We start from the raw sequence: 18,536 nt of genomic DNA on the forward strand, positions 1-18,536 counted from the left end.
ATGAAGTTAGATCACGATCCGCAGATCGAGGAGTTTCGCCTCGAGGTCCGCACGTTCATTGACGCGAATCGGCCCTCGGTACAGACGATGCGAAAGGCCGGCGTCCGCGCTCCCGAAGCGGATGACATTCCGGCACTTCGCAAGTGGACCGCCCAGCTGTTCGAGGCGGGTTACTACGGTGACGACTGGCCCGCGGAGTGGGGTGGTAGCGCCACGGCGGACCCGCTGCGCGCCACCGTGGTCGGCGAGGAGATGGCTCGGGCGCGGGTGCCCACCCCGATCGGCGCAGGCCTGCTGGCCGCCGCGGCGTTGATCCATTTCGGCAGCCATCACCAGCAACAACGCTACCTCCCCAGAATCCGTGCCGGACAGGACATCTGGTGCCAGCTGTTCAGCGAACCCAGCGCAGGAAGCGACCTGGCTAACCTGACGACCCGCGCCCGCCGCGACGGCGAGGACTTCATTGTCGACGGGCAAAAGGTCTGGACCACCAATGGCCAACATGCCGAACTGGGTTACCTGCTGGCCCGAACCGATCCCGACGCACCGAAGCATGCGGGCATTACCGCGTTCGTGATGGACATGACCAGTCCCGGAGTCGACGTGCGGCCGCTGCGTGAAATCACCGGCACGACCGACTTCAACGAAGTGTTCCTCGACGGTGTACGGATACCAGGGGACAACGTGCTCGGCGCTCCCGGACGTGGCTGGGAGGTGGCGACGACAAGCCTGGTTCACGAACGTTCCAGCGTTGGCACCGCGGGCGTCGTGATGCTGCGCGCCGTCGGTGACGTCGCCGCGATGGCGGGCACATTACAGCTCGCCGGCGAGCCGGCGCTGCGAAACGACGCGGTCCGTCAGGAGATTGGACGTCTGCACGCTGCTGCGCGAGCGAGTTTTCTGCTCGGCCAGTACAACTTGTCGCGCACGATGGCGGGAACCGCCGACCCGGGCGACGCGCCGCTGGCAAAGATTCTCTACAGCGAAACCAATCTTGCGCTGACCGAGTTCGGGCTGCAGTTGCAGGGCACCGACTCGCTGCTGTCCGAGGATGACCCCGACGCGATCGCCGATGGGTGGTGGCAGGACGCCTTCCTGTACTCGAGGGCGCTGACCATCGCCGGCGGCACCAACGAGGTGCTGCGCAATATCGTCGCCGAGCGGTCGATGGGCCTGCCCCGAGAACCGCGGGCGCGTAAACACGTGGAGGTGCTGTGGATTTCTGCCTGAGCGACGAACAACGAATGCTGGTCGACAGCACCCGTCAGCTGATCGGCCGCCTTTCGCCGATCAGTCGGGTGCGCGATATCGCCGACCAGGAAGGGCCTGGGTATGACCCGCGGGTCTGGCAAGCGGGCGGCGAACTGGGTTGGTCAGCGCTGCCGATCCCCGAAGATTACGGCGGACTAGGTCGTGACCTCATCGATGTCGCCTTGATCGCCGAAGAGCACGGCAGGGCTGTCCAACCCGGGCCGCTGGTCAGTAACGCCATTGTTGCCGAGGCGATCTCACGATCGGACAATGACGACTTGCGGGCCCGCGTGCTGCCTCCCCTGGCCGCCGGCGAGGCGGTGGGTACCTGGGCCTTCGCCGAGCCCCGCCAGTCATGGGAGGCGGGCGGCGTCCATGCGACCGCTGTCCACACCGCCGACGGGTACCGGTTGAGCGGCCTTAAGACAGCGGTGCAGGACGCCGATGGTGCTCGCTGGATCCTGGTGACGGCGCGCCTGAACGGACACCTGGGCCAGTTCCTCGTCGAGCGGGATACACCGGGACTGTCGGTACGTCGACAGCGCACCATCGACATCACCCGCCGGTTCGACGAGGTCCGCTTCGACGACGTTGTGCTTCCGGCGTCAGCCCTCGTCACCGCGCCCGCACAGGCGGCGGCCATCGGGCGGCAACTCCGTTGCGGGTCGGTGCTGATCTGTGCCGACAGCCTCGGACTGGCGAGCGCGGTGCTCGACATGACAGTCGAGTACGCCCAGTTTCGAGTCCAATTCGGCCGCCCCGTAGGCAGTTTCCAGGCCGTCAAGCACAAGTGCGCAACCATGCGGATGTGGCTGCAGGCCTCAACGGCCGCCACCTACTATGCAGCGATGGCCGTGGCGGCCGACGCTGATGACGCGTGGGAGGCCACGAGCGCCGCCAAGGCCTATGTCGGGACCGCCGTCGCCAACCTGACCAGCGAAGCGCTGCAAATCCATGGCGGAATCGGCTTCACCTGGGAACACGACCTACACCTGTATCACCGGCGCGCCAAAGCGAATCAGGTCCTGTTCGGCGATCCGTTCCTGCATCACGAGCGCCTGGCGGCGATCGTTGAAGCGTCGGTGGCGTCGTGAATGGAAGGCACCGAATTCCTGGTTGACTTCCGAACAGGCCGCGATGGCCAAGGGTTGCTCGACTGACGCGCAGGTGCGCCTTACCGACCGATGCCTACAACTACCTGGCGGCGCCGGATACAGGCGGCGGGAATGCCCTGTCGCGCGGGCCTATTTGGACTCGCGCGTGCGGACCATCTACGGCGGCACTATCGAGATCATGAAGGAAATCGTTGGCCGCAGTCGTGGTGTGTAGTGGGGGCACGTCTCCGCTGGCCAGCCCGACCACCGGGTACGGACATGACAACGCGCAGTGAGCGCGGCGAGTACAGGAGCCAGATCGAATGTCAACGTCAGATCAAACGACCTATGAGACCATCCTGGTGGCCACTTACGGGCGGGTCGGCACCATCACCCTGAATCGACCGAAGGCCCTCAATGCGCTCAACAGCTTGGTGATGGTCGAGGTCACCACGGCTGCAGCACAATTCGACGCCGACACGGGCATCGGCGCAGTCTTGATCACAGGTTCGGAGAAAGCGTTCGCCGCGGGCGGGGATATCCAGGAGATGACAGGTCTGTCTTTCGCTGATGTTTTCGGCGCGGACTATTCGGCGGCCTGGAGCAAACTGGCGGCAGTGCGGACACCGACGATCGCCGCGGTCGCCGGATACGCCTTGGGCGGCGGGTGCGAGCTGGCGATGATGTGCGACGTGGTGATCGCCGCGGACACCGCGAAGTTCGGTCAACCCGAAATCAAGCTCGGCCTGCTGCCGGGCATGGGCGGCTCGCAACGGCTGACCCGCGCGATCGGCAAAGCGAAGGCGATGGATCTTATCCTGACCGGACGCACCATCGACGCTGCGGAGGCAGAACGCAGTGGTCTGGTGTCTCGGGTGGTCCCCGCCGACACCCTGCTCGCCGAGGCCAGAGCCGTCGCGACCACGATCGCCGACATGTCGCTGCCGGCTGCCCGACGGGCCAAGGAGGCGGTAAACCGCGCCTTCGAGTCGAGCTTGGCGGACGGACTGCTCTTCGAGCGCCGGTTGTTTCACTCGGCGTTCGCGACCGATGACCAGAAAGAGGGGATGGCTGCCTTCACCGAGAAGCGCCCGCCCAACTGGCCACGTTAACTGTGGCGCGTCCTGGGCGATATCAGTGATTGCCCACTGTGTGGGCCGCGGACTGGCGGCCCATTCGGCGACGCGGTCAGGATACTGTGCCGCAGACGACGCTGATGCTGTTGCGCCACAGCGCAAGCCACGGCGTCAGCTCCGGGAACAACGGTGCCAAGACCGCAGAGGCAGTCACCGTTCCCGACGGGACAGTGATGATGCCTCGCGGCGCACATCGTTCGCGCGCCTGAAGCTGTCGCCCGCTGAGAATGCGGCTCGTTTCATCACAGATGCCGCCCAGTCCGGGTATCCTGAGTCTCGATGTCGTTGAATAGCTGCGTAATTCGGGTACCGGGCGCACCGGTCGGCGCCGGACTCGGGCCGCCGATGCGGTCGGCTTCGGCGTGATCTGGAAAGCCATGGATTTCGCCACCTTCCGGCTAAGCGATACCGAGCGAGAGCGTCTTCTGGCAGTACAGACCGAGTGTTCCGTCGGGTGGCTCAACCGCGACGGGTGGCCGGTGTCGGCCTTCCTCACCTACGTGTTTGACCGCGACGCGTTCTGGGTGACTTCCTTTCGCGACCGGCCCCGGGTCAGCTGTCTACTCGCTGACCCACGAAGCACCGTCGCAGTCTCTAGCTCAGGTAAGGATCTCCGTCACGGGCAGATGATCAGTGCCCGCACAACGGCAATCGTGCACGATGACGTGTCCACTGCCGAATGGTTCTACCCGCAGTTCGGAGCAATTTCCGGCCTGGATGCCGCGGTGTTGGCTCGGCAGGATCGTGTCATCATCGAGCTTCGTCCCCACGGGTGGAACAGCTTTGATGCTGACCGAATGCTTCGGCGATAGTCAATCCACGGAGACGATCCGTCCGGCCGCGACCATCAGGGCAAAAACTCGACGGATCAAGGAGCCTGGCGCCCGTTCGAGGTGGGTACCGCGCAGTCGGTCACCTGCTAAGCCAACCTTCACGCGCGGGGTGGGATCCGCGCGGAGCCACGATATGTTGCTGCTGCACCGAGCGGTACGCGGCACTCAACGGGCCATTAGCGGCGCAGGGCCGCTCCTTCGCAGCTGACGAACGGTGTGTCAGGCGAACTGTCGGGCCAGCCAATCGGCGCTGTCGCGGGCAGCGCATTGGGAGACGGCGCAGTCGGTGAACATGTCGAAGCCATGCACTGCGCCGGCGTAGACATGCAGTTCGGTCGACACCCCGGCCCGGCACAGTCGCGCCGCGTAGTCGATAGCCTCGTCGCGCAGGCAGTCGGCGGTCCCCACGCTGATGAATGTCGGTGGCAGGCCAGCGAGGTCGATCGCCCGGGCGGGTGCCGCGTCGGGCGGAACGTCGTCGGTCCGGTAACTCTCGGCCAGATAACTGCGCCACCCGAACTCGTTGGATTCACGGCTCCATACCGGCAGCCCGTCGATCCTGCTCGACGGTGTTTGGCCGCGATCGTCGAGCATCGGGTACTCGAGATATTGAAAGGCCACCGAATGCTGTTCGCTGCCCCGCCATCGCAGTGCGAGAGCCGCGGCCAGTGCTCCACCGGCGCTGCGTCCACCGACCCCGATCCGGCCGCGGTCGATGCCCCATTCGTCGGCGTGGGTGAATACGTAGCGCAGCCCCGCCGCGCAGTCATCCAGCGGCACAGGGTAGGCCACTTCCGGTGCCAAACGGTATTCGGCGCTGACGCACGCGCACGACAGGGAACGGCACCACTCGGTGAGGCGTACGTCGTCCATGTGACGGTTGCCGATCACCATCCCGCCGCCGTGCATCCAAAACAGCATCGGTAGGTCGCCGGCTGCGCCAGCCGGCCGCAGCAGACTCAACCGCACTGCGTAATCGGAGTCCGTCGAGAGCTCGACGCGCTCGATATCAGGTGCTGACACGGGCTCGAAAATCGCGGCCTCCCGCATCGCGGGCAGGGTGTCGGTGGAGAACACGAAGTCCGGCAGATCCCGGACTGCACAACGGATCTGCGGGTCAACGTCCTCGGGACGAAGCCCGGTCATCACCCGACGCCGAGCATGTGCTTGCCCGCGCCGACCAGGCCACCGTCGACGCGGATGTCGCATCCGGAGATGAAGGCCGCCGCGTCGGACTCGAGGAAGGCCACGGCGGCGGCGATGTCCTGGGGCCGGCCAGGCAGCGCCTGCCCGGGTCGCTTCACGGGCGTCATCTCGACCATCACCGGCACTATCGGCTGACGCTGCAGCTCCAGCCTGCCCATCGCGGTGTCGATCAGGCCGGGCGAAAGGGCAATCGTCCGTCCACCTTTCGCACCCCAGGGTGCGGCCAATCGCTCGGCCAGCCGCATCACGCCGCGCTTGGCCAACACATACGCGGTGGCACTGTCCAGCGGGCGCCCCAAGGTCTGTTCGACGGCCGCGAAGAACCCCTCGGCCAGCGGATCGTCGAGCAGCTTCTCCACCGCGGGCTCTACCTCGCTGTAGCCGGCGATCGAGCCGATCAGGATTGCCGAGCTGCCCGGCTCGACCAAGGGAAAAAGGACATCGGTGATGCGGACGCTGCCCGCCAGGTCCACCTCCAATACGGTGGGCCCATCAGCCATCTCGGGAGAGACACCGGCGGTGTGCACCAGGCACCGGAAGCGGCCCACCGCGTGGACCCGCTCGCTTACCGCCGCAGTCTCGGCGGGCGACGTCACGTCGCAGCGCAACGTCTCGACGCTCGCGCCGTCGGCGGCCAACGCGGCGCGGGCAGCCTCGAGCTGATCCTCGTCGAGGTCCACCAGCAGCAGCCGCCCCCGATCGGCCAACGCGTGTGCGCAGGCCAGTCCCATTCCGCCGGCGCCGCCGGTGATCACGAATACGTCGTCAGCTGCCATGACGGGCCCCTACAACCGCTCGATGATGGTGGCGTTGGCCAGTCCGCCGCCCTCACACATCGTCTGCAGGCCGTAGCGGCCGCCTTCGGCTTCCAAATGGTTCAAAAGTGTTGCCAGCAGCCGAGTTCCAGATGAGCCAAGTGCATGGCCCAGCGCGATGGCACCACCGCGGGGATTGAGCCGGTCCGGGTCGGCGCCCAACTCGTGTGCCCAGGCCAACGGCACGCACGCGAATGCCTCGTTGACCTCGTAGGCATCGATGTCCTCCAGCGTCAAGCCACCGCGATGCAGCACCCGTTTCGTCGCCGGGATGGGGGCCGTCAGCATGTACAACGGGTCGTCGCCGCAGACCGCGAAGGCGTGAAACCGGGCCCGGGGACGCAGGCCGCACGACGCGGCCATTTTCTCACTCATGATCAACGCGGCGGAGGCGCCATCGGTGAGCGGCGAGGAGTTGCCCGGCGTGATCCGCCAATCGATCTCCGGGTACCGCGCGGCCACCTCAGCCGAGAAGAACGCCGGCTTCAGCGTGCTCAAGCCGTCGGCTGTGGTGCTGGGCCGGACCGTTTCGTCGACGGCATGGGTGGTGTCGACGCCATCGGTGTCGACGACGGGGATGGTGACGATCTCGTTGGCGAACATCCCGGCAGCCACGGCGGCGGCGGCCCGCTGGTGCGACGTGGTGGCATATGCGTCGAGTGCGTCGCGATCGAGCTTCCACCGGGCGGCCACACGTTCGGCGGCTACGCCCTGCTTGACAAGTCCGTCGGGATAGCGCGCTGCGACGCTTGGCCCGAACGTGTCGGCCCCCGAAGATCCGGTTCCCATCGGGACGCGACTCATCGATTCCACACCGCAGGCGATCACGATGTCGTAGGCGCCGGCCATCACCCCCTGCGCAGCGAAGTGGACGGCCTGCTGGCTCGAGCCGCATTGCCGATCGACGGTGGTCGCGGGAACCGATTCGGGAAACCCGGCGGCCAGCACGGCGCTTCGAGCGATGTTGAAGCTCTGTTCGCCGACCTGCTCGACGCAGCCGGCGATCACATCGTCGATGCGAGCGGGGTCAAGGTCGTTGCGTACGACGAGTTGGCTCAGCACGCGGCCCAGCAGCTCCACCGGGTGGCAGCCAGCGAGCGCCCCGCCCGGTTTGCCCTTCCCGGACGCGAGTCGGACCACATCGACGATTACAGCGTCATTCACGTTGCCTGCCCCTGAGATGTCGGCGGATCAATGCGTAGGCATCATATGCGAAAGACGCCAGTGTGATTGTACAAATTTGCACCTAATGTTCTACTAGAAGGCATGAAGGTGGTTGTGGACCCGTTGCGCTGTGAGGCGAACGCGTTATGCCTGGCTGTTGCCCCGGATGTGTTCGACCTGGTCGAGGGGGAGGATGGCGAGACGGTCCGAATCCTGCTGCCCACCCCACCGCCTGAGCTGGCGGATGCGGTCCACGAAGCGGTCGACGCGTGTCCCAAGCAGGCACTTTGTATCCGCGACGACTGAGTTACTAATTGCGTGGTACGGAAGTTACGTTCTACTCTGACGATGCTGTAGTGGTACTGGAAGGACAAACCTATGCTGCCCGATGACGCGAAGATAATCTCCGTGGACGACCATGTCATCGAACATCCGCGGGTATGGCTGGACCGCGTGCCAGCCAAATATGCTGAGGTCGCGCCCCGCATCGTCAAACTGCCCGACGGCAACGACACGTGGCTGTACGAGGGCGCCCAGTCCGGCAACTTCGCCCTCAACGCGGTGGCGGGCAAGCACCCCCGCGAGTTCGGGATGGATCCACGCAGTTACGAGGACATGCTGCCGGGCTGCTACTCGGTTGCCGACCGCATCAAAGACATGGACGTCGAGGGTGTGTGGGCCCAGCTGTGCTTCCCGAACTTCGGCGGATTTGCCGGCAGCACCTTCCATAAAGCCAAGGACAAAGACTTCGCCAAGCTGTGCATCAGCGCCTACAACGACTTCATCCTCGACGAATGGTGCGCGTACGCCCCGGACCGCCAGATCCCTCTGATGATGATCCCGTTCTGGGACATCGAGGCGTCGGTGGCCGAGATCGAACGCACCGCCGCCCGGGGTGCTAAGTCCATCTCGTTCATCGAGGCACCCCACAAGATCGGGCTGCCGTCATTCCACACTGACCACTGGGACCCCATCCTGCGCGCCTGCGAGGAAGCCGAGCTCCCGCTGTCGATGCACTTCGGATCCGGCGGCATGCCGCAGGGGCTAGCCTCCGACGGTGACTTGTTCATCGGGATTGCACTGTTCGGGCTGAATTCCATGATGGCCACCGTCGATCTGCTGATGTCGGAGGTGTTCTACAAGTTCCCCAACCTCAAAGTCGCCCTCTCCGAAGGCGGTATCGGGTGGATGCCCTACATCCTGGAACGTATTGACTACTCGTGGGGCAGGCACAAGTACTGGTGCAACGTCAACGCCGACAAACTGCCCTCGGAGCTGTTCCGAGAGCACATCTATGGGTGTTTCATCTCAGATCAGTCGGGTCTCGAGCAGCGCCACCGCATCGGTGTCGACAACATCATGTTCGAAAGCGACTACCCACACTCGGACTCGAACTGGCCCCACACCCGCAAGCTGCTCGCCGAGCACCTCGTCGACGTACCGGATGACGAAGCGCGCAAGATCGTCGAGCTCAATGCCCGTACGCTGTACCACTTCTGGGGATGAGCGACCTCACGGCAGGAAAGCGCCTGCGCAGCACCGTCTCGGATGCCGAGGTGATCGTGATCCGACCGCCTCACCGCCCGCTCGAATTGCATTGTGGCGGACATCCGATGGATGCGGTGGATGCCGCATCGACTAGCCCCGCCGCAGTAGGGCACCCCGGCGACGACGTCATCGTGCTCGGAAAACGTTATGTCGACGACGAATCGGGGTTGGAGGTGCTGTGCACCAAATCCGGCACAGGGGTGTTGGTCGCCGAAGGCAGGCAATTGGCCATTAAGGCGCCCAAGGCGCTGCCGGCATCGGATTGAGGGTCGGCGATGAACCTGCTGACGCTGCTGGATATGGCAGCGATGGGGATGCCCGACCGGATCGCAATCGGCCGAACCCGCACCGCTGAATTCGATTTCACCGCAATGACCTATCCGGGTCTGCTCGAGCGTGCCTGCGCTGGTGCCGCGACACTGCGTGATCTCGGCGTCCGTGAACTGGTCTACCTCGGCGTCAACACCGTCGATTTCCCGACGGCGCTGTTTGCGGCCGCCTGGGCCGGTATCCCGTTGGTACCGGTGAACTACCGCCTCAGCGGGCGCTCGCTAACAGAGCTGCTGGCTCACCACCGCGACGCGCTGGTCGTCTCGGACCTTCACCCCCCACCGACGCCCAGGTTTGGAGCGCCGCGCGGTGGCGCACCGCCTGTGCCGGGGCCGCCGACGGCACGCCGCGCTGGACCGACGACGCCGACGCCGTAGCGCTGCTGCTCTACACCAGCGGAACCACCTCCGCGCCCAAGGCGGCCGTGCTGCGCCATCAACACCTGGTGTCCTACCTGCTGGGCAGTGTCGACTTCGGTTCAGCCGCTGAACACGAAGCCGCGTTGGTGAGCGTCCCGCCCTACCATATCGCCGGTGTCTCAAACCTATTGAGCAACGTCTACGCCGGCAGGCGGGTGGTCTATCTGGAGAATTTCACCCCAGAAAGCTGGCTGGATTGCGTACGGACTGAGCAGATCAGCCATGCCCTGCTCGTCCCAACCATGCTCGCCCGCATCGCCGACCATGTGGGCGACGCGGCCACTGCCGAGGTACCGACACTGCGGTCGTTGGCCTACGGCGGCTCGAAGATGCCCGCCCCGGTCCTCGAGCGCGTAATCCGGCTGTTTCCCACGACCGACTTCGTCAATGCTTACGGCTTGACCGAGACCAGCTCCACCATCGCGGTTCTGAGTCCCGATGATCATCGGGCCGCGATCAGCGGAGATGAGCTGGCGCGCGCCCGATTGGGGTCGGTGGGCCGGCTCATCCCGGGAATCGAGGTTGAAATCCGGGGACCCGAGGGAGCGGTGCGCGTCGGCGCGGCCGGCGACATCTTCGTGCGGGGGTCGCAGGTGTCGGGGGAGTATGTCGGCCAGGGCATCGTGCTGGACGACGACGGGTGGTTCGCCACTCGAGACCGCGGATGGATCGACGACGATGGCTACTTGTTCGTCGAAGGACGCACGGACGACACCATCATCCGCGGCGGCGAGAACATTGCGCCCGCCGAGATCGAAGACGTGCTGTTAACCCACGACGCGGTGGCTCAAGCCGCCGTGGTCGGGATACCCGACGAACGCTGGGGCCAAGATATCGCCGCCGCGGTGGTGCTGCGCGCCGGGCGGACCGCCGATTCCGAAGAACTGCGCGACTGGGTCCGGACACGGCTTCGCAGCTCGAAGACACCGGCGCTCGTCGCGTTCCGTGACGCGTTGCCGCACACCGCCACCGGCAAAATCCTGCGTCGTGAACTGCTCGCCGACCTTTCCGAACCTCTACTGCTACGGAGCGACGATGCCTGAAGCACTGATCCTGTCCGCTGCGCGCACGCCGATCGGGCGCGCCCGCAAGGGTTCCCTCACCTCGGTGGACGCCTATCAGCTTGCGGCGACCGTCGTCACCGCGGCGGTGGAGCGATCAACGATCCCGGTCCAGGACATCGATGACCTCATGCTGGCCGAATCGTTGCAGGGCGGTGGTGTGATCGGGCGCTACGTCGCGGTGCAGATGGGCATGACGAATGTGCCCGCCGTCGCCATCAACCGGCATTGCGCCGCCGGCAGCACGGCCGTGCAGTTGGCTGCCGCCACCATCATGGCCGGCATGGCCGATACCGTCGTGGCCGGCGGAACCGAAAGCGCCAGCACGATGCCACGGCTAAGCAAGGTATTACCCGGCGGGTCGGAGCCCACTCGGTGGTCGCCGCCGAGTCACCCCGACGGCCCTGCGGTGCCGGCTTTCGACATGTCGGTGACGATCGGCGAGAACACTGCCCGCCTCTATGGGGTTACCCGTGAGCAGGCCGATGCGTGGGCGGCCCGAAGCCATCAGCGGGCAATCGACGCGATCGCCAACGGGTACTTCGACGATGAGATCATCGGCGTACCAGTGACTGTCGACGACCGCAGGAGCATCTTCGGCACCGATGAACACCCGCGAGCTGGCACAACTCCAGAAAAGCTCGCGGCCCTCGCTGTGCTGCACCCCGAGATTCCGGGGGCAGTGGTCACCGCGGGTAACTCCGCCGGCGTCAACGACGCCGCCGCGGCGCTCGTCATCGGTAGTGGTGAGTTCGCGCGGAGCCATGGATTGGTGCCGCTGGCACGAATCCGTGGTTGGGCCGCGGTCGGTGTGGACGTCGCGCATACCGGGGTCGCCCCGGTGACGGCGATTCCACTGGCGCTCAAGCGGTCTGGTCTGAGCCTGGGCGACGTGGGCCTCTTCGACATCAACGAAGCCTTCGCCACCATGGCTGTGGCGTGTAGCCGCGAACTCGGCCTCGATGAGTCGATCGTCAACGTCAACGGAAGCGGGATCAGCCTCGGACATCCGATCGCTGCGACCGGCGCCAGAATGGTGGTATCGATGGTTCACGAACTCGCGCGTCGCGACGCCGCGATCGGCGTCGTCGCGATGTGCGCCGGCGGGGGCATGGGTTCGGCACTGGTCATCGAACGGCTCTGACCCGGCACCGCCGTGTTCACCCTACGGTTCGATATGCGGGCCCCGCGCACCGGCGCACCGGCCGCCGAACTCTATGCCGCAGCACTGGAGTTGGCGAGTTATGCGCAGAGTCGCGGGGCGTTGGCCGCCATCGTCAATGAACATCACGGGACCGCGGACGGCTATTTGCCCTCGCCGATGATCCTCGCGAGTGCCCTCGCGGCGAGCACCACCACTCTGCCGATCACGGTTGCCGTGCTGCTCCTGCCGCTGTACAACCCGGTGCGCCTCGCTGAAGAGATGGTGGTACTCGATCATCTCAGCAGGGGTCGCGTCAGCTATATCGCGGCCATCGGTTACCGCCCCGAGGAATACGAGATGTACGGAGTGGACTTTCACCGCCGCGGGGCGATCGCCGAAGAACAACTGGGGATATTGCTGCGCGCCAAGACCGGCGAGCCGTTCTGCTATGCGGGACGCCGCATCCATGTCACGCCAACACCGTTCACCGCGGGCGGACCGCGGGTGGCCTGGGGTGGCGGCAGCATCCCCGCGGCCCGCCGGGCGGGGCGTCATGGGCTTGACTTCTTCGGCCAGTCAAGCGATTCCACTCTCGAGGCCGCGTTGCGCGAGGAGGCTCGCGCGCACAGTCAAAACCCTGGCGTGTGTGTGCTGACGCCGCGAGACACGACCACCACCCTGTTCGTTGCCGACGATGTCGATCGCGCCTGGGCGGAATTGGGGCCGTACCTCATGCACGACGCGTTGGGCTACGCCGCGAGCAACAAGGGAAACACCACCACCGCCGGCGTCTCATTCGCGACCACGGTCGAGCAACTCCGGGCGGAGAACCGCAGCCATCGTGTCATCACCGTGCCCGAGGCGGTGGCGATCGTCCGCAGCGGGACGCCGCTTCCCCTGCACCCCCTCGTTGGCGGGTTGCCCCCCGAGATCGGGTGGCGTTACCTGCAGACCGTCGTCGACGACGTCATGCCGGCGCTCAACACCCCTGCACCTTCGGGATGAGCTTGCTGTACCGACCGCCGATCAACCATTCCGACACATAGAGATTACCGTCGGCGTCACAGGCAACGGAATGCGGCGAATTGAATCGGTCGTGCTCAGGCAGATGCGGCGGTACGGGCCGCCCGTCGGTGTCGAGATCGTTGGGCCACCCCGGCCGCTGGGGCCAGCTCTGGGCCGGTGGGCCACTCGCTTCCGCACCGAGGTACCCGACGAAGTTGTCGTGATCATCGACCACGACGAGTCGTCCGTACAGCTCGGCGATGACCAACAGGTCGCCCCATTGTGTGAAATCGCTTGGGCTGCTCAAAAACGCTTCACCGAAGCTGCGCACATATCGTCCGTCCATGTCGTAGACGACCACCCGAGTATTGAGCCGGTCGGCGATGTAAAGCTCGGGTGCCTTGCCGCGCCGACGGTCGATGAAAGCGGCGTGCGGACACAGCAGCGGGCCTCCGGCATCGGTGCCGGTCAACGTCGAGACGTGGTTGCCGTCTTTATCGAAACGGTGAAGCACGCTCGACCCGTAGCCGTCGGCTACCCATAGGTCGCCGCTGCCGCCGAGTCGCTCTTCGTCCACGGCAACGCCACAGGGGCAATACGGGCCCATGGGACCCGCCGCAACGTCAGGATGCACCGGCGGGATCGGCAGTTCGGATCGGATCTGCCCATCCAGGGTCATCTTCACCACCCGGGGCGCGCCCGGATGTCGTCGGACACCCGCGCCGAAAAGCGCACGCCAGTCCGGGTCGTCCTCGTCGGCGCCACAGGTGAATACGAAGCCCGGGTCGCTGACCCACAGCAACTCTTCGCCGCCCTCCTCCACCACCGTGACGCCATGCCCCTCGGTCAGGTCCGTCTCGACGGTGCGCAGGAGCCGACCCGCGGGGTCGAACGCGACCAGCCGCCCGCCGTGGAATCCGATGATCTCGCCGCCGCCGCTGACGACGATGGCGTTGTGGACCCAGCACGAAGCCGATCCGGGGATAGCGGATACCTCCGCCCAGGCACCCAGCACTTCGAACGCGGGAACGGTGTTGGCGTCCTCGCTCGTGATCGACATCCGGGCCTCCTCACCGGCGTGGCCGGCGCAGAACGCCATCCCGCCTGGGCTGTCTTTGACTGCTGCTGAAAGCGTACCGTCATTGCTTCTCACGCAAATCACGTTCTACTATTTGGAAGGTGATCTGATTGACAGATGGCGCGCGGGCGGCGATCTCAACGACTCGGAGCGTGTGAAGTGACAGGAGAGACGATGCCGGTACACGGCGCCGATCTGAAGTTTGAGCCATTTAAACCCGGTCCGCGTGAGCAATTGCCGGCGATCTACGCCGAGTTGCGTGAGCGGTTCCCGGTCTACCGCACCCAATCCAACATCTGGGTGATATCCCGGTTCGACGACGTCAAAGCCGTCCAATCAAATCCCGAGGTCTTTTCGTCGCGGCCCAATCCCTACGAAGGCGACACCACGCCGGATCCGGCTGCCGAGATGAAACCCGAGGTCATCGAGCGGCTGATGGCGTTGGCAGCGGGCATCCCGGTCGATATGAACGAGATGGCCTCGGCCAAGACGATTGCCGCCGCTGACCCGCCGCAGCACACCAGGATGCGCCGCATCGTGAGTCGGGGTTTCACCCCCCCGCGAATCAAGGAGATGGCCACTGCGATCAGCACCATCGTGGATCGCTGCCTGACCGGCATCGCAGACGTGAGCAGCTTCGACGTGGTGGAGCGGCTGGCGGTCCCGTTACCGGTGGAGATGATCTGTCACATTCTCGGTATCGACGCCAGCGAGTACGGCCGTGCCAAACGCTGGTCGGACGGGTTCGCCGCGGCCGCGGGCGGCGAGCTGGCCAGCGCCACCGAGCGCAATGAATTGATGCTCAGCACGATCAAAGAGTTCAGCACATACTTTGTGCCGCTCATCGAGCAGCGGCGCGCAGAGCCGAGGAACGACCTGGTCAGCGCCATGGTGGCGGCGATTGACAACGAATCGTTGAGCAACGTCGAAACACTGATGGTGGCGATCACGATCATGGTCGCCGGCAATGAGACCTCGACCAACCTCATCGGCAATACCGTGGTCGAACTGTTGGCCAATCCCAATCAGCTCAAGATATTGCTGGATGATCCCGCCCTGCTGCCGAATGCGGTTGACGAAGCCAATCGGTTGACTGCTCCGATTCAGTTCGCGTTTCGTGAGGCGACGGCTGAGACCGAGATCGCCGGCACCGCCATACCCAAAGGCGCGATCGTCGCGCTGCACATGGCGGCCGCCAATCGCGATCCTCGACGCTTCGATGACCCCGATCGCTTCCTCATCACTCGGCCAGCCGCGAAAAACCTCTCCTTCGGCCACGGCATTCACTTTTGCCTGGGTGCCCATCTGGCCGGTCAAGAGGTGCGCAGCGCGATCGCCGGGCTGCTGCCCTACCTGGATCGCCTTCGCTTGACCGGCCATCCCCTGCAGCGCAATCCCTCTGCGCTGCTCAACGGATGGCAGAAAGTCGAGCTCGCGTGGGTGTCGTGATGAATCTCGGCCGGCTTGACCCAGTGTTGCGAGACGCCGCTGGCGCCCTGGATTTGCTTCACTTCGATGCGGCGACACTCCCACTCGAACGTGACCGGCTGAACCACGCCAGTTCACGTCGCGCGGCCGTCGACGTGGCCGGTCTCGACATCAGGACGCTTACCATCCACGGCCCGGCGGGGGCGCCGTTGGCGCTTCGCACCTATCGACGGGCCTCGGCCTCGATCGTCGCTCCGATCGTTGTGTATGCCCACAGCGGTGGCTTTGTCACCGGCAATCTCGACACCGATCATGCTCAATGCGTCGAGCTGGTCAGGGCCACCGACTGCCTCCTGGTGTCTGTCGACTACCGGCTGGCTCCGGAGCATCCGTGCCCCGCCGCGCTGGACGACGTCGAGGCGGCGTTCTACTACGCCGTGCGGCACGCACCACAATTCAACGCCGACCCGACCCGCGTCGCGGTGGCGGGACGAGACGCCGGGGCCGCATTAGCGAGTGGCCTCACTCAGCGGGTCTTCGATGCCGAAGGTCCCCGCATCCGTCTTCAGATCCTGCACGAGCCGATGCTGGATCCGGACCCGAGCCGATCACGACGGGAGTTCGCGCGAGCGCCTGGCCTCAGTGGCGCCGCGATGGATCGCGGCTGGGAACACTACCTCGGCGACGCGGCGTCCTCTGCCCGTGACATTCCGGCGCACCGACCGAACCTCGAGGGTTTGCCGCCGGCGTTCATCAGCTGTGCCGAGATCGACCCGTGCCGCGATGAAGCTATCGCGTACGCTCATCGCCTGTTTCGGGCGTATGTCCACACCGAACTGCACGTCTTTGCGGCTGCATTCCACGGGTTTGACGCCGCTGTGCCGGACTGGGAAGTGTCTCGGGAAGTCCGGACCTTGCACGCGCGGAGTCTGCACCGCGCCTTCTCCTACTAACTAATCTGCGCGCTGGCCGCTGTGCTGCCGCGATGGCGAGGGGCGCTGCTTGCGCCCCGGCACCGCCGACCAAGGGAGAGCGGATGGACTTGCCCTTCGCGATCCATGAAATTTGTCGCGCGCGTTAGTGGCGCATGCTCCTGGTGCGCGCCGTTGATACTTGTCAGAAGAGACCTCATGACTACTCAATACGAGAATGACACACTACTATTTTGGCTGATTATGTCCCGCAAATGTGCTGAGGTAGTACGTTTCACGCAGCACCACGTACCGGACAACAGCAACACTCGGCTCGGCCGGGCCGTGATCAGACAAGTAGGAGCACCGATGACCGCGGGACGCCTTGAGGTCCGCTTCAGGTCATCGGTCGAAGCGAGTACGGAGACGCCTTGTGACGGCGAGTAGAGCAGCTGACCGCTGGTCACCCGGCGCTGCCGTCGGGCGAGGCCTCTCCGGGCCGATGCAGGCTGTGGGCGGACTGGCTGCGATGTCGGCCGACGCGGTGAAGTTCGCCTTGCGGCGACCGTTTCAGGGACGTGAGTTCTTCGAGCAGGCGTGGTTCATCGCCAGGGTCTCGCTGGCTCCGACGTTCTTGGTGGCAATCCCGTTCACCGTCTTGATCAGCTTCACGCTCAACATCCTGTTGCGGGAGCTTGGCGCCGCGGACCTGTCCGGCGCCGGTGCCGCGTTCGGTGCGGTGACGCAGGTCGGCCCGACCGTGACGGTGTTGATCGTCGCCGGTGCCGGCGCCACCGCCATCTGCGCTGATTTGGGCTCGCGGACGATCCGCGAAGAGATCGACGCGATGGAGGTCCTGGGCATCCATCCGGTGCAGCGGCTGGTGACACCACGCATGTTGGCCTCCGGGTTGGTGGCACTGCTGCTGAACAGCCTGGTCTGCCTCGTCGGCATTCTCGGTGGCTACTTCTTCTCGGTGTTCGTCCAAGACGTCAACCCCGGCGCGTTCGCGGCGGGTATCACCTTGTTGACCGGTGTCCCCGAGCTGATCATCTCGTGCATCAAGGCCACCCTGTTCGGATTGATCGCGGGCCTGGTGGCCTGCTATCGCGGGCTGACGATATCCGGGGGAGGCGCCAAGGCTGTCGGCAATGCGGTGAACGAGACCGTGGTGTTCGCCTTCATGGCGCTGTTCGTCGTCAATGTGGTCGTAACGGCCATCGGCATCCGAATGACGGCCAAATGACGGACGCGCCGTGGTCGCGATGACCCTCAGAAGCCGCTATCCGCGCGCCAGCTCTCAGCTCGCCAAGCCGGTCGGCCTGATGAGCCGAATCGGTGACCACACCCTGTTCTACGGCAAAGCGATTGTCGGGACACCCTTCGCGGCCACTCACTACCGGCGTGAAATCACACGGCTGATCGCCGAGATCAGCATGGGCGCCGGCACCTTGGCGATGATCGGGGGCACTGTGGTGATCGTCGGATTCCTGACGCTGGCAGCAGGGGGGACCCTAGCGGTCCAGGGATACAGTTCGCTGGGCAACATCGGCATCGAGGCGTTGACCGGATTCTTGGCGGCGTTCATCAACGTTCGAATCTCCGCCCCGGTCGTCGCAGGCATCGGCCTCGCCGCGACATTCGGGGCCGGGGTGACCGCGCAATTGGGCGCCATGCGAATCAATGAAGAGATCGATGCGCTGGAAACCATGGCGATCCGGCCGATTTCGTACCTGGTCAGCACGCGGATAGTCGCTGGCATGATCGCGATCACGCCGCTGTACTGTATCGCCGTCATCCTGTCGTTCGTGGCCAGTCAGTTCGTTACCGTCGTACTCTTCGGGCAGTCGGCTGGACTGTACGACCACTACTTCGACACCTTCCTCAACCCCATTGACCTATTGTGGTCGTTTCTTCAGGCCATTCTGATGGCGCTCGCCATCCTGCTCATCCACACCTACTTCGGCTACTTCGCCACCGGGGGGCCATCCGGAGTGGGCGTCGCCGTGGGCAATGCCGTGCGTACCTCTCTCGTCGTGGTCGTCTCGGTGACACTGCTTGTCTCCCTGTCCATTTACGGCGCCAATGGCAACTTCAACCTGTCGGGGTAGGG

General features: G+C 65.1%; 19 protein-coding genes and 1 pseudogene. 16 read left to right on the top strand and 4 right to left on the bottom strand.

What is annotated here, in order from left to right:
* From D3H54_RS06170 to D3H54_RS06190, 5 genes are all read left to right on the top strand, one after another.
* Positions 1–1,230, top strand: a complete 1,230-nt coding sequence (locus D3H54_RS06170) for an acyl-CoA dehydrogenase family protein (RefSeq protein ID WP_149378307.1) — start codon at positions 1–3, stop codon at positions 1,228–1,230.
* Positions 1,215–2,345, top strand: coding sequence for an acyl-CoA dehydrogenase family protein (locus D3H54_RS06175; RefSeq protein WP_149378308.1), 1,131 nt, complete (start codon positions 1,215–1,217; stop codon positions 2,343–2,345). The genes D3H54_RS06170 and D3H54_RS06175 overlap by 16 nt, the downstream gene beginning before the upstream one ends.
* Positions 2,323–2,580 carry an acyl-CoA dehydrogenase family protein gene (locus D3H54_RS06180; RefSeq protein ID WP_286199133.1) on the top strand — a complete coding sequence of 86 codons (258 nt, stop codon included), beginning with the start codon at positions 2,323–2,325 and terminating at the stop codon, positions 2,578–2,580. Before D3H54_RS06175 ends, D3H54_RS06180 begins: the two co-directional genes overlap by 23 nt.
* Positions 2,581–2,668: 88 nt before the next feature.
* Entirely contained in the window at positions 2,669–3,457 is a 789-nt protein-coding gene (locus tag D3H54_RS06185; protein WP_149378309.1) for an enoyl-CoA hydratase, read from the top strand.
* A gap of 401 nt (positions 3,458–3,858) precedes the next feature.
* Positions 3,859–4,293: a pyridoxamine 5'-phosphate oxidase family protein gene (locus D3H54_RS06190; protein ID WP_149378310.1), complete on the top strand. Its 435-nt coding sequence runs from the start codon at positions 3,859–3,861 to the stop codon at positions 4,291–4,293.
* A 240-nt stretch (positions 4,294–4,533) separates the two neighbouring features.
* Here the strand turns inward: D3H54_RS06190 and D3H54_RS06195 are convergent, their stop codons facing one another.
* From D3H54_RS06195 to D3H54_RS06205, 3 genes are read right to left on the bottom strand one after another with little or no spacing between them, the layout of a single operon-like run.
* Complete coding sequence (locus tag D3H54_RS06195; protein ID WP_149378311.1) at positions 4,534–5,460, bottom strand: alpha/beta hydrolase; 927 nt, start codon at positions 5,458–5,460, stop codon at positions 4,534–4,536.
* Complete coding sequence (locus D3H54_RS06200) at positions 5,460–6,296, bottom strand: SDR family oxidoreductase (RefSeq protein WP_149378312.1); 837 nt, start codon at positions 6,294–6,296, stop codon at positions 5,460–5,462. Before D3H54_RS06200 ends, D3H54_RS06195 begins: the two co-directional genes overlap by 1 nt.
* 9 nt (positions 6,297–6,305) lie before the next feature.
* Positions 6,306–7,499: a thiolase family protein gene (locus D3H54_RS06205; protein ID WP_149378313.1), complete on the bottom strand. Its 1,194-nt coding sequence runs from the start codon at positions 7,497–7,499 to the stop codon at positions 6,306–6,308.
* A gap of 102 nt (positions 7,500–7,601) precedes the next feature.
* On the opposite strand from D3H54_RS06205, the gene D3H54_RS06210 reads away from it, so the two are divergent.
* The 6 genes and pseudogenes from D3H54_RS06210 to D3H54_RS06235 all read left to right on the top strand — a co-directional run bounded on the left by D3H54_RS06210 (position 7,602) and on the right by D3H54_RS06235 (position 13,006).
* Positions 7,602–7,805 (top strand): ferredoxin, encoded by a 204-nt coding sequence (locus D3H54_RS06210; protein ID WP_149378314.1) that lies wholly within the window; start codon positions 7,602–7,604, stop codon positions 7,803–7,805.
* Between the two features lie 72 nt (positions 7,806–7,877).
* The gene (locus tag D3H54_RS06215; RefSeq protein WP_149378315.1) at positions 7,878–9,005 is read left to right on the top strand and encodes an amidohydrolase family protein; all 1,128 of its coding nucleotides are present in this window, start codon (positions 7,878–7,880) and stop codon (positions 9,003–9,005) included.
* Complete coding sequence (locus D3H54_RS06220; RefSeq protein WP_149378316.1) at positions 9,002–9,313, top strand: hypothetical protein; 312 nt, start codon at positions 9,002–9,004, stop codon at positions 9,311–9,313. The genes D3H54_RS06215 and D3H54_RS06220 overlap by 4 nt, the downstream gene beginning before the upstream one ends.
* A gap of 9 nt (positions 9,314–9,322) precedes the next feature.
* Positions 9,323–10,839: pseudogene (locus D3H54_RS06225) on the top strand (class I adenylate-forming enzyme family protein).
* Positions 10,832–12,001: a thiolase family protein gene (locus D3H54_RS06230; RefSeq protein WP_149378317.1), complete on the top strand. Its 1,170-nt coding sequence runs from the start codon at positions 10,832–10,834 to the stop codon at positions 11,999–12,001. Before D3H54_RS06225 ends, D3H54_RS06230 begins: the two are co-directional and overlap by 8 nt.
* Before the next feature lie 12 nt (positions 12,002–12,013).
* On the top strand, positions 12,014–13,006 hold the full coding sequence (locus D3H54_RS06235; protein WP_149378318.1) for an LLM class flavin-dependent oxidoreductase: 993 nt from the start codon (positions 12,014–12,016) through the stop codon (positions 13,004–13,006).
* On the opposite strand, the gene D3H54_RS06240 is transcribed toward D3H54_RS06235, so the two are convergent.
* Positions 12,981–14,066, bottom strand: coding sequence for an NHL repeat-containing protein (locus D3H54_RS06240; protein WP_286199134.1), 1,086 nt, complete (start codon positions 14,064–14,066; stop codon positions 12,981–12,983). The two genes, D3H54_RS06235 and D3H54_RS06240, sit on opposite strands and share 26 nt — an antisense overlap.
* Here D3H54_RS06240 and D3H54_RS06245 point away from each other — a divergent pair.
* The 5 genes from D3H54_RS06245 (at position 14,056) to D3H54_RS06265 (ending at position 18,534) form a co-directional block, all read left to right on the top strand.
* Positions 14,056–14,247 carry a hypothetical protein gene (locus tag D3H54_RS06245; RefSeq protein WP_149378319.1) on the top strand — a complete coding sequence of 64 codons (192 nt, stop codon included), beginning with the start codon at positions 14,056–14,058 and terminating at the stop codon, positions 14,245–14,247. The two genes, D3H54_RS06240 and D3H54_RS06245, sit on opposite strands and share 11 nt — an antisense overlap.
* 11 nt (positions 14,248–14,258) lie before the next feature.
* Positions 14,259–15,533 carry a cytochrome P450 gene (locus tag D3H54_RS06250; protein ID WP_149378320.1) on the top strand — a complete coding sequence of 425 codons (1,275 nt, stop codon included), beginning with the start codon at positions 14,259–14,261 and terminating at the stop codon, positions 15,531–15,533.
* Entirely contained in the window at positions 15,533–16,465 is a 933-nt protein-coding gene (locus tag D3H54_RS06255; RefSeq protein ID WP_149378321.1) for an alpha/beta hydrolase, read from the top strand. Before D3H54_RS06250 ends, D3H54_RS06255 begins: the two co-directional genes overlap by 1 nt.
* Before the next feature lie 460 nt (positions 16,466–16,925).
* A complete protein-coding gene (locus D3H54_RS06260) occupies positions 16,926–17,669 on the top strand; it encodes an MlaE family ABC transporter permease (RefSeq protein WP_286199255.1) in 744 nt (247 codons plus the stop codon).
* A 19-nt stretch (positions 17,670–17,688) separates the two neighbouring features.
* A complete protein-coding gene (locus D3H54_RS06265; protein WP_149383370.1) occupies positions 17,689–18,534 on the top strand; it encodes an ABC transporter permease in 846 nt (281 codons plus the stop codon).
* The last annotated feature ends 2 nt before the right edge of the window (positions 18,535–18,536 follow it).

It is taken from the genome of Mycobacterium sp. ELW1, assembly GCF_008329905.1.
Lineage (GTDB): Bacteria > Actinomycetota > Actinomycetes > Mycobacteriales > Mycobacteriaceae > Mycobacterium.

Excerpts from the sequence above, each read along its gene's own strand:
- D3H54_RS06170 (WP_149378307.1), top strand. The coding sequence starts at position 1 with ATGAAGTTAGATCACGATCCGCAGATCGAGGAGTTTCGCCTCGAGGTC.
- D3H54_RS06185 (WP_149378309.1), top strand. The coding sequence starts at position 2,669 with ATGTCAACGTCAGATCAAACGACCTATGAGACCATCCTGGTGGCCACT.
- D3H54_RS06190 (WP_149378310.1), top strand. The coding sequence starts at position 3,859 with ATGGATTTCGCCACCTTCCGGCTAAGCGATACCGAGCGAGAGCGTCTT.
- D3H54_RS06195 (WP_149378311.1), bottom strand. The coding sequence starts at position 5,460 with ATGACCGGGCTTCGTCCCGAGGACGTTGACCCGCAGATCCGTTGTGCA.
- D3H54_RS06200 (WP_149378312.1), bottom strand. The coding sequence starts at position 6,296 with ATGGCAGCTGACGACGTATTCGTGATCACCGGCGGCGCCGGCGGAATG.
- D3H54_RS06210 (WP_149378314.1), top strand. The coding sequence starts at position 7,602 with ATGAAGGTGGTTGTGGACCCGTTGCGCTGTGAGGCGAACGCGTTATGC.
- D3H54_RS06215 (WP_149378315.1), top strand. The coding sequence starts at position 7,878 with ATGCTGCCCGATGACGCGAAGATAATCTCCGTGGACGACCATGTCATC.
- D3H54_RS06220 (WP_149378316.1), top strand. The coding sequence starts at position 9,002 with ATGAGCGACCTCACGGCAGGAAAGCGCCTGCGCAGCACCGTCTCGGAT.
- D3H54_RS06230 (WP_149378317.1), top strand. The coding sequence starts at position 10,832 with ATGCCTGAAGCACTGATCCTGTCCGCTGCGCGCACGCCGATCGGGCGC.
- D3H54_RS06240 (WP_286199134.1), bottom strand. The coding sequence starts at position 14,066 with ATGTCGATCACGAGCGAGGACGCCAACACCGTTCCCGCGTTCGAAGTG.
- D3H54_RS06250 (WP_149378320.1), top strand. The coding sequence starts at position 14,259 with ATGCCGGTACACGGCGCCGATCTGAAGTTTGAGCCATTTAAACCCGGT.
- D3H54_RS06255 (WP_149378321.1), top strand. The coding sequence starts at position 15,533 with ATGAATCTCGGCCGGCTTGACCCAGTGTTGCGAGACGCCGCTGGCGCC.
- D3H54_RS06260 (WP_286199255.1), top strand. The coding sequence starts at position 16,926 with ATGCAGGCTGTGGGCGGACTGGCTGCGATGTCGGCCGACGCGGTGAAG.
- D3H54_RS06265 (WP_149383370.1), top strand. The coding sequence starts at position 17,689 with ATGACCCTCAGAAGCCGCTATCCGCGCGCCAGCTCTCAGCTCGCCAAG.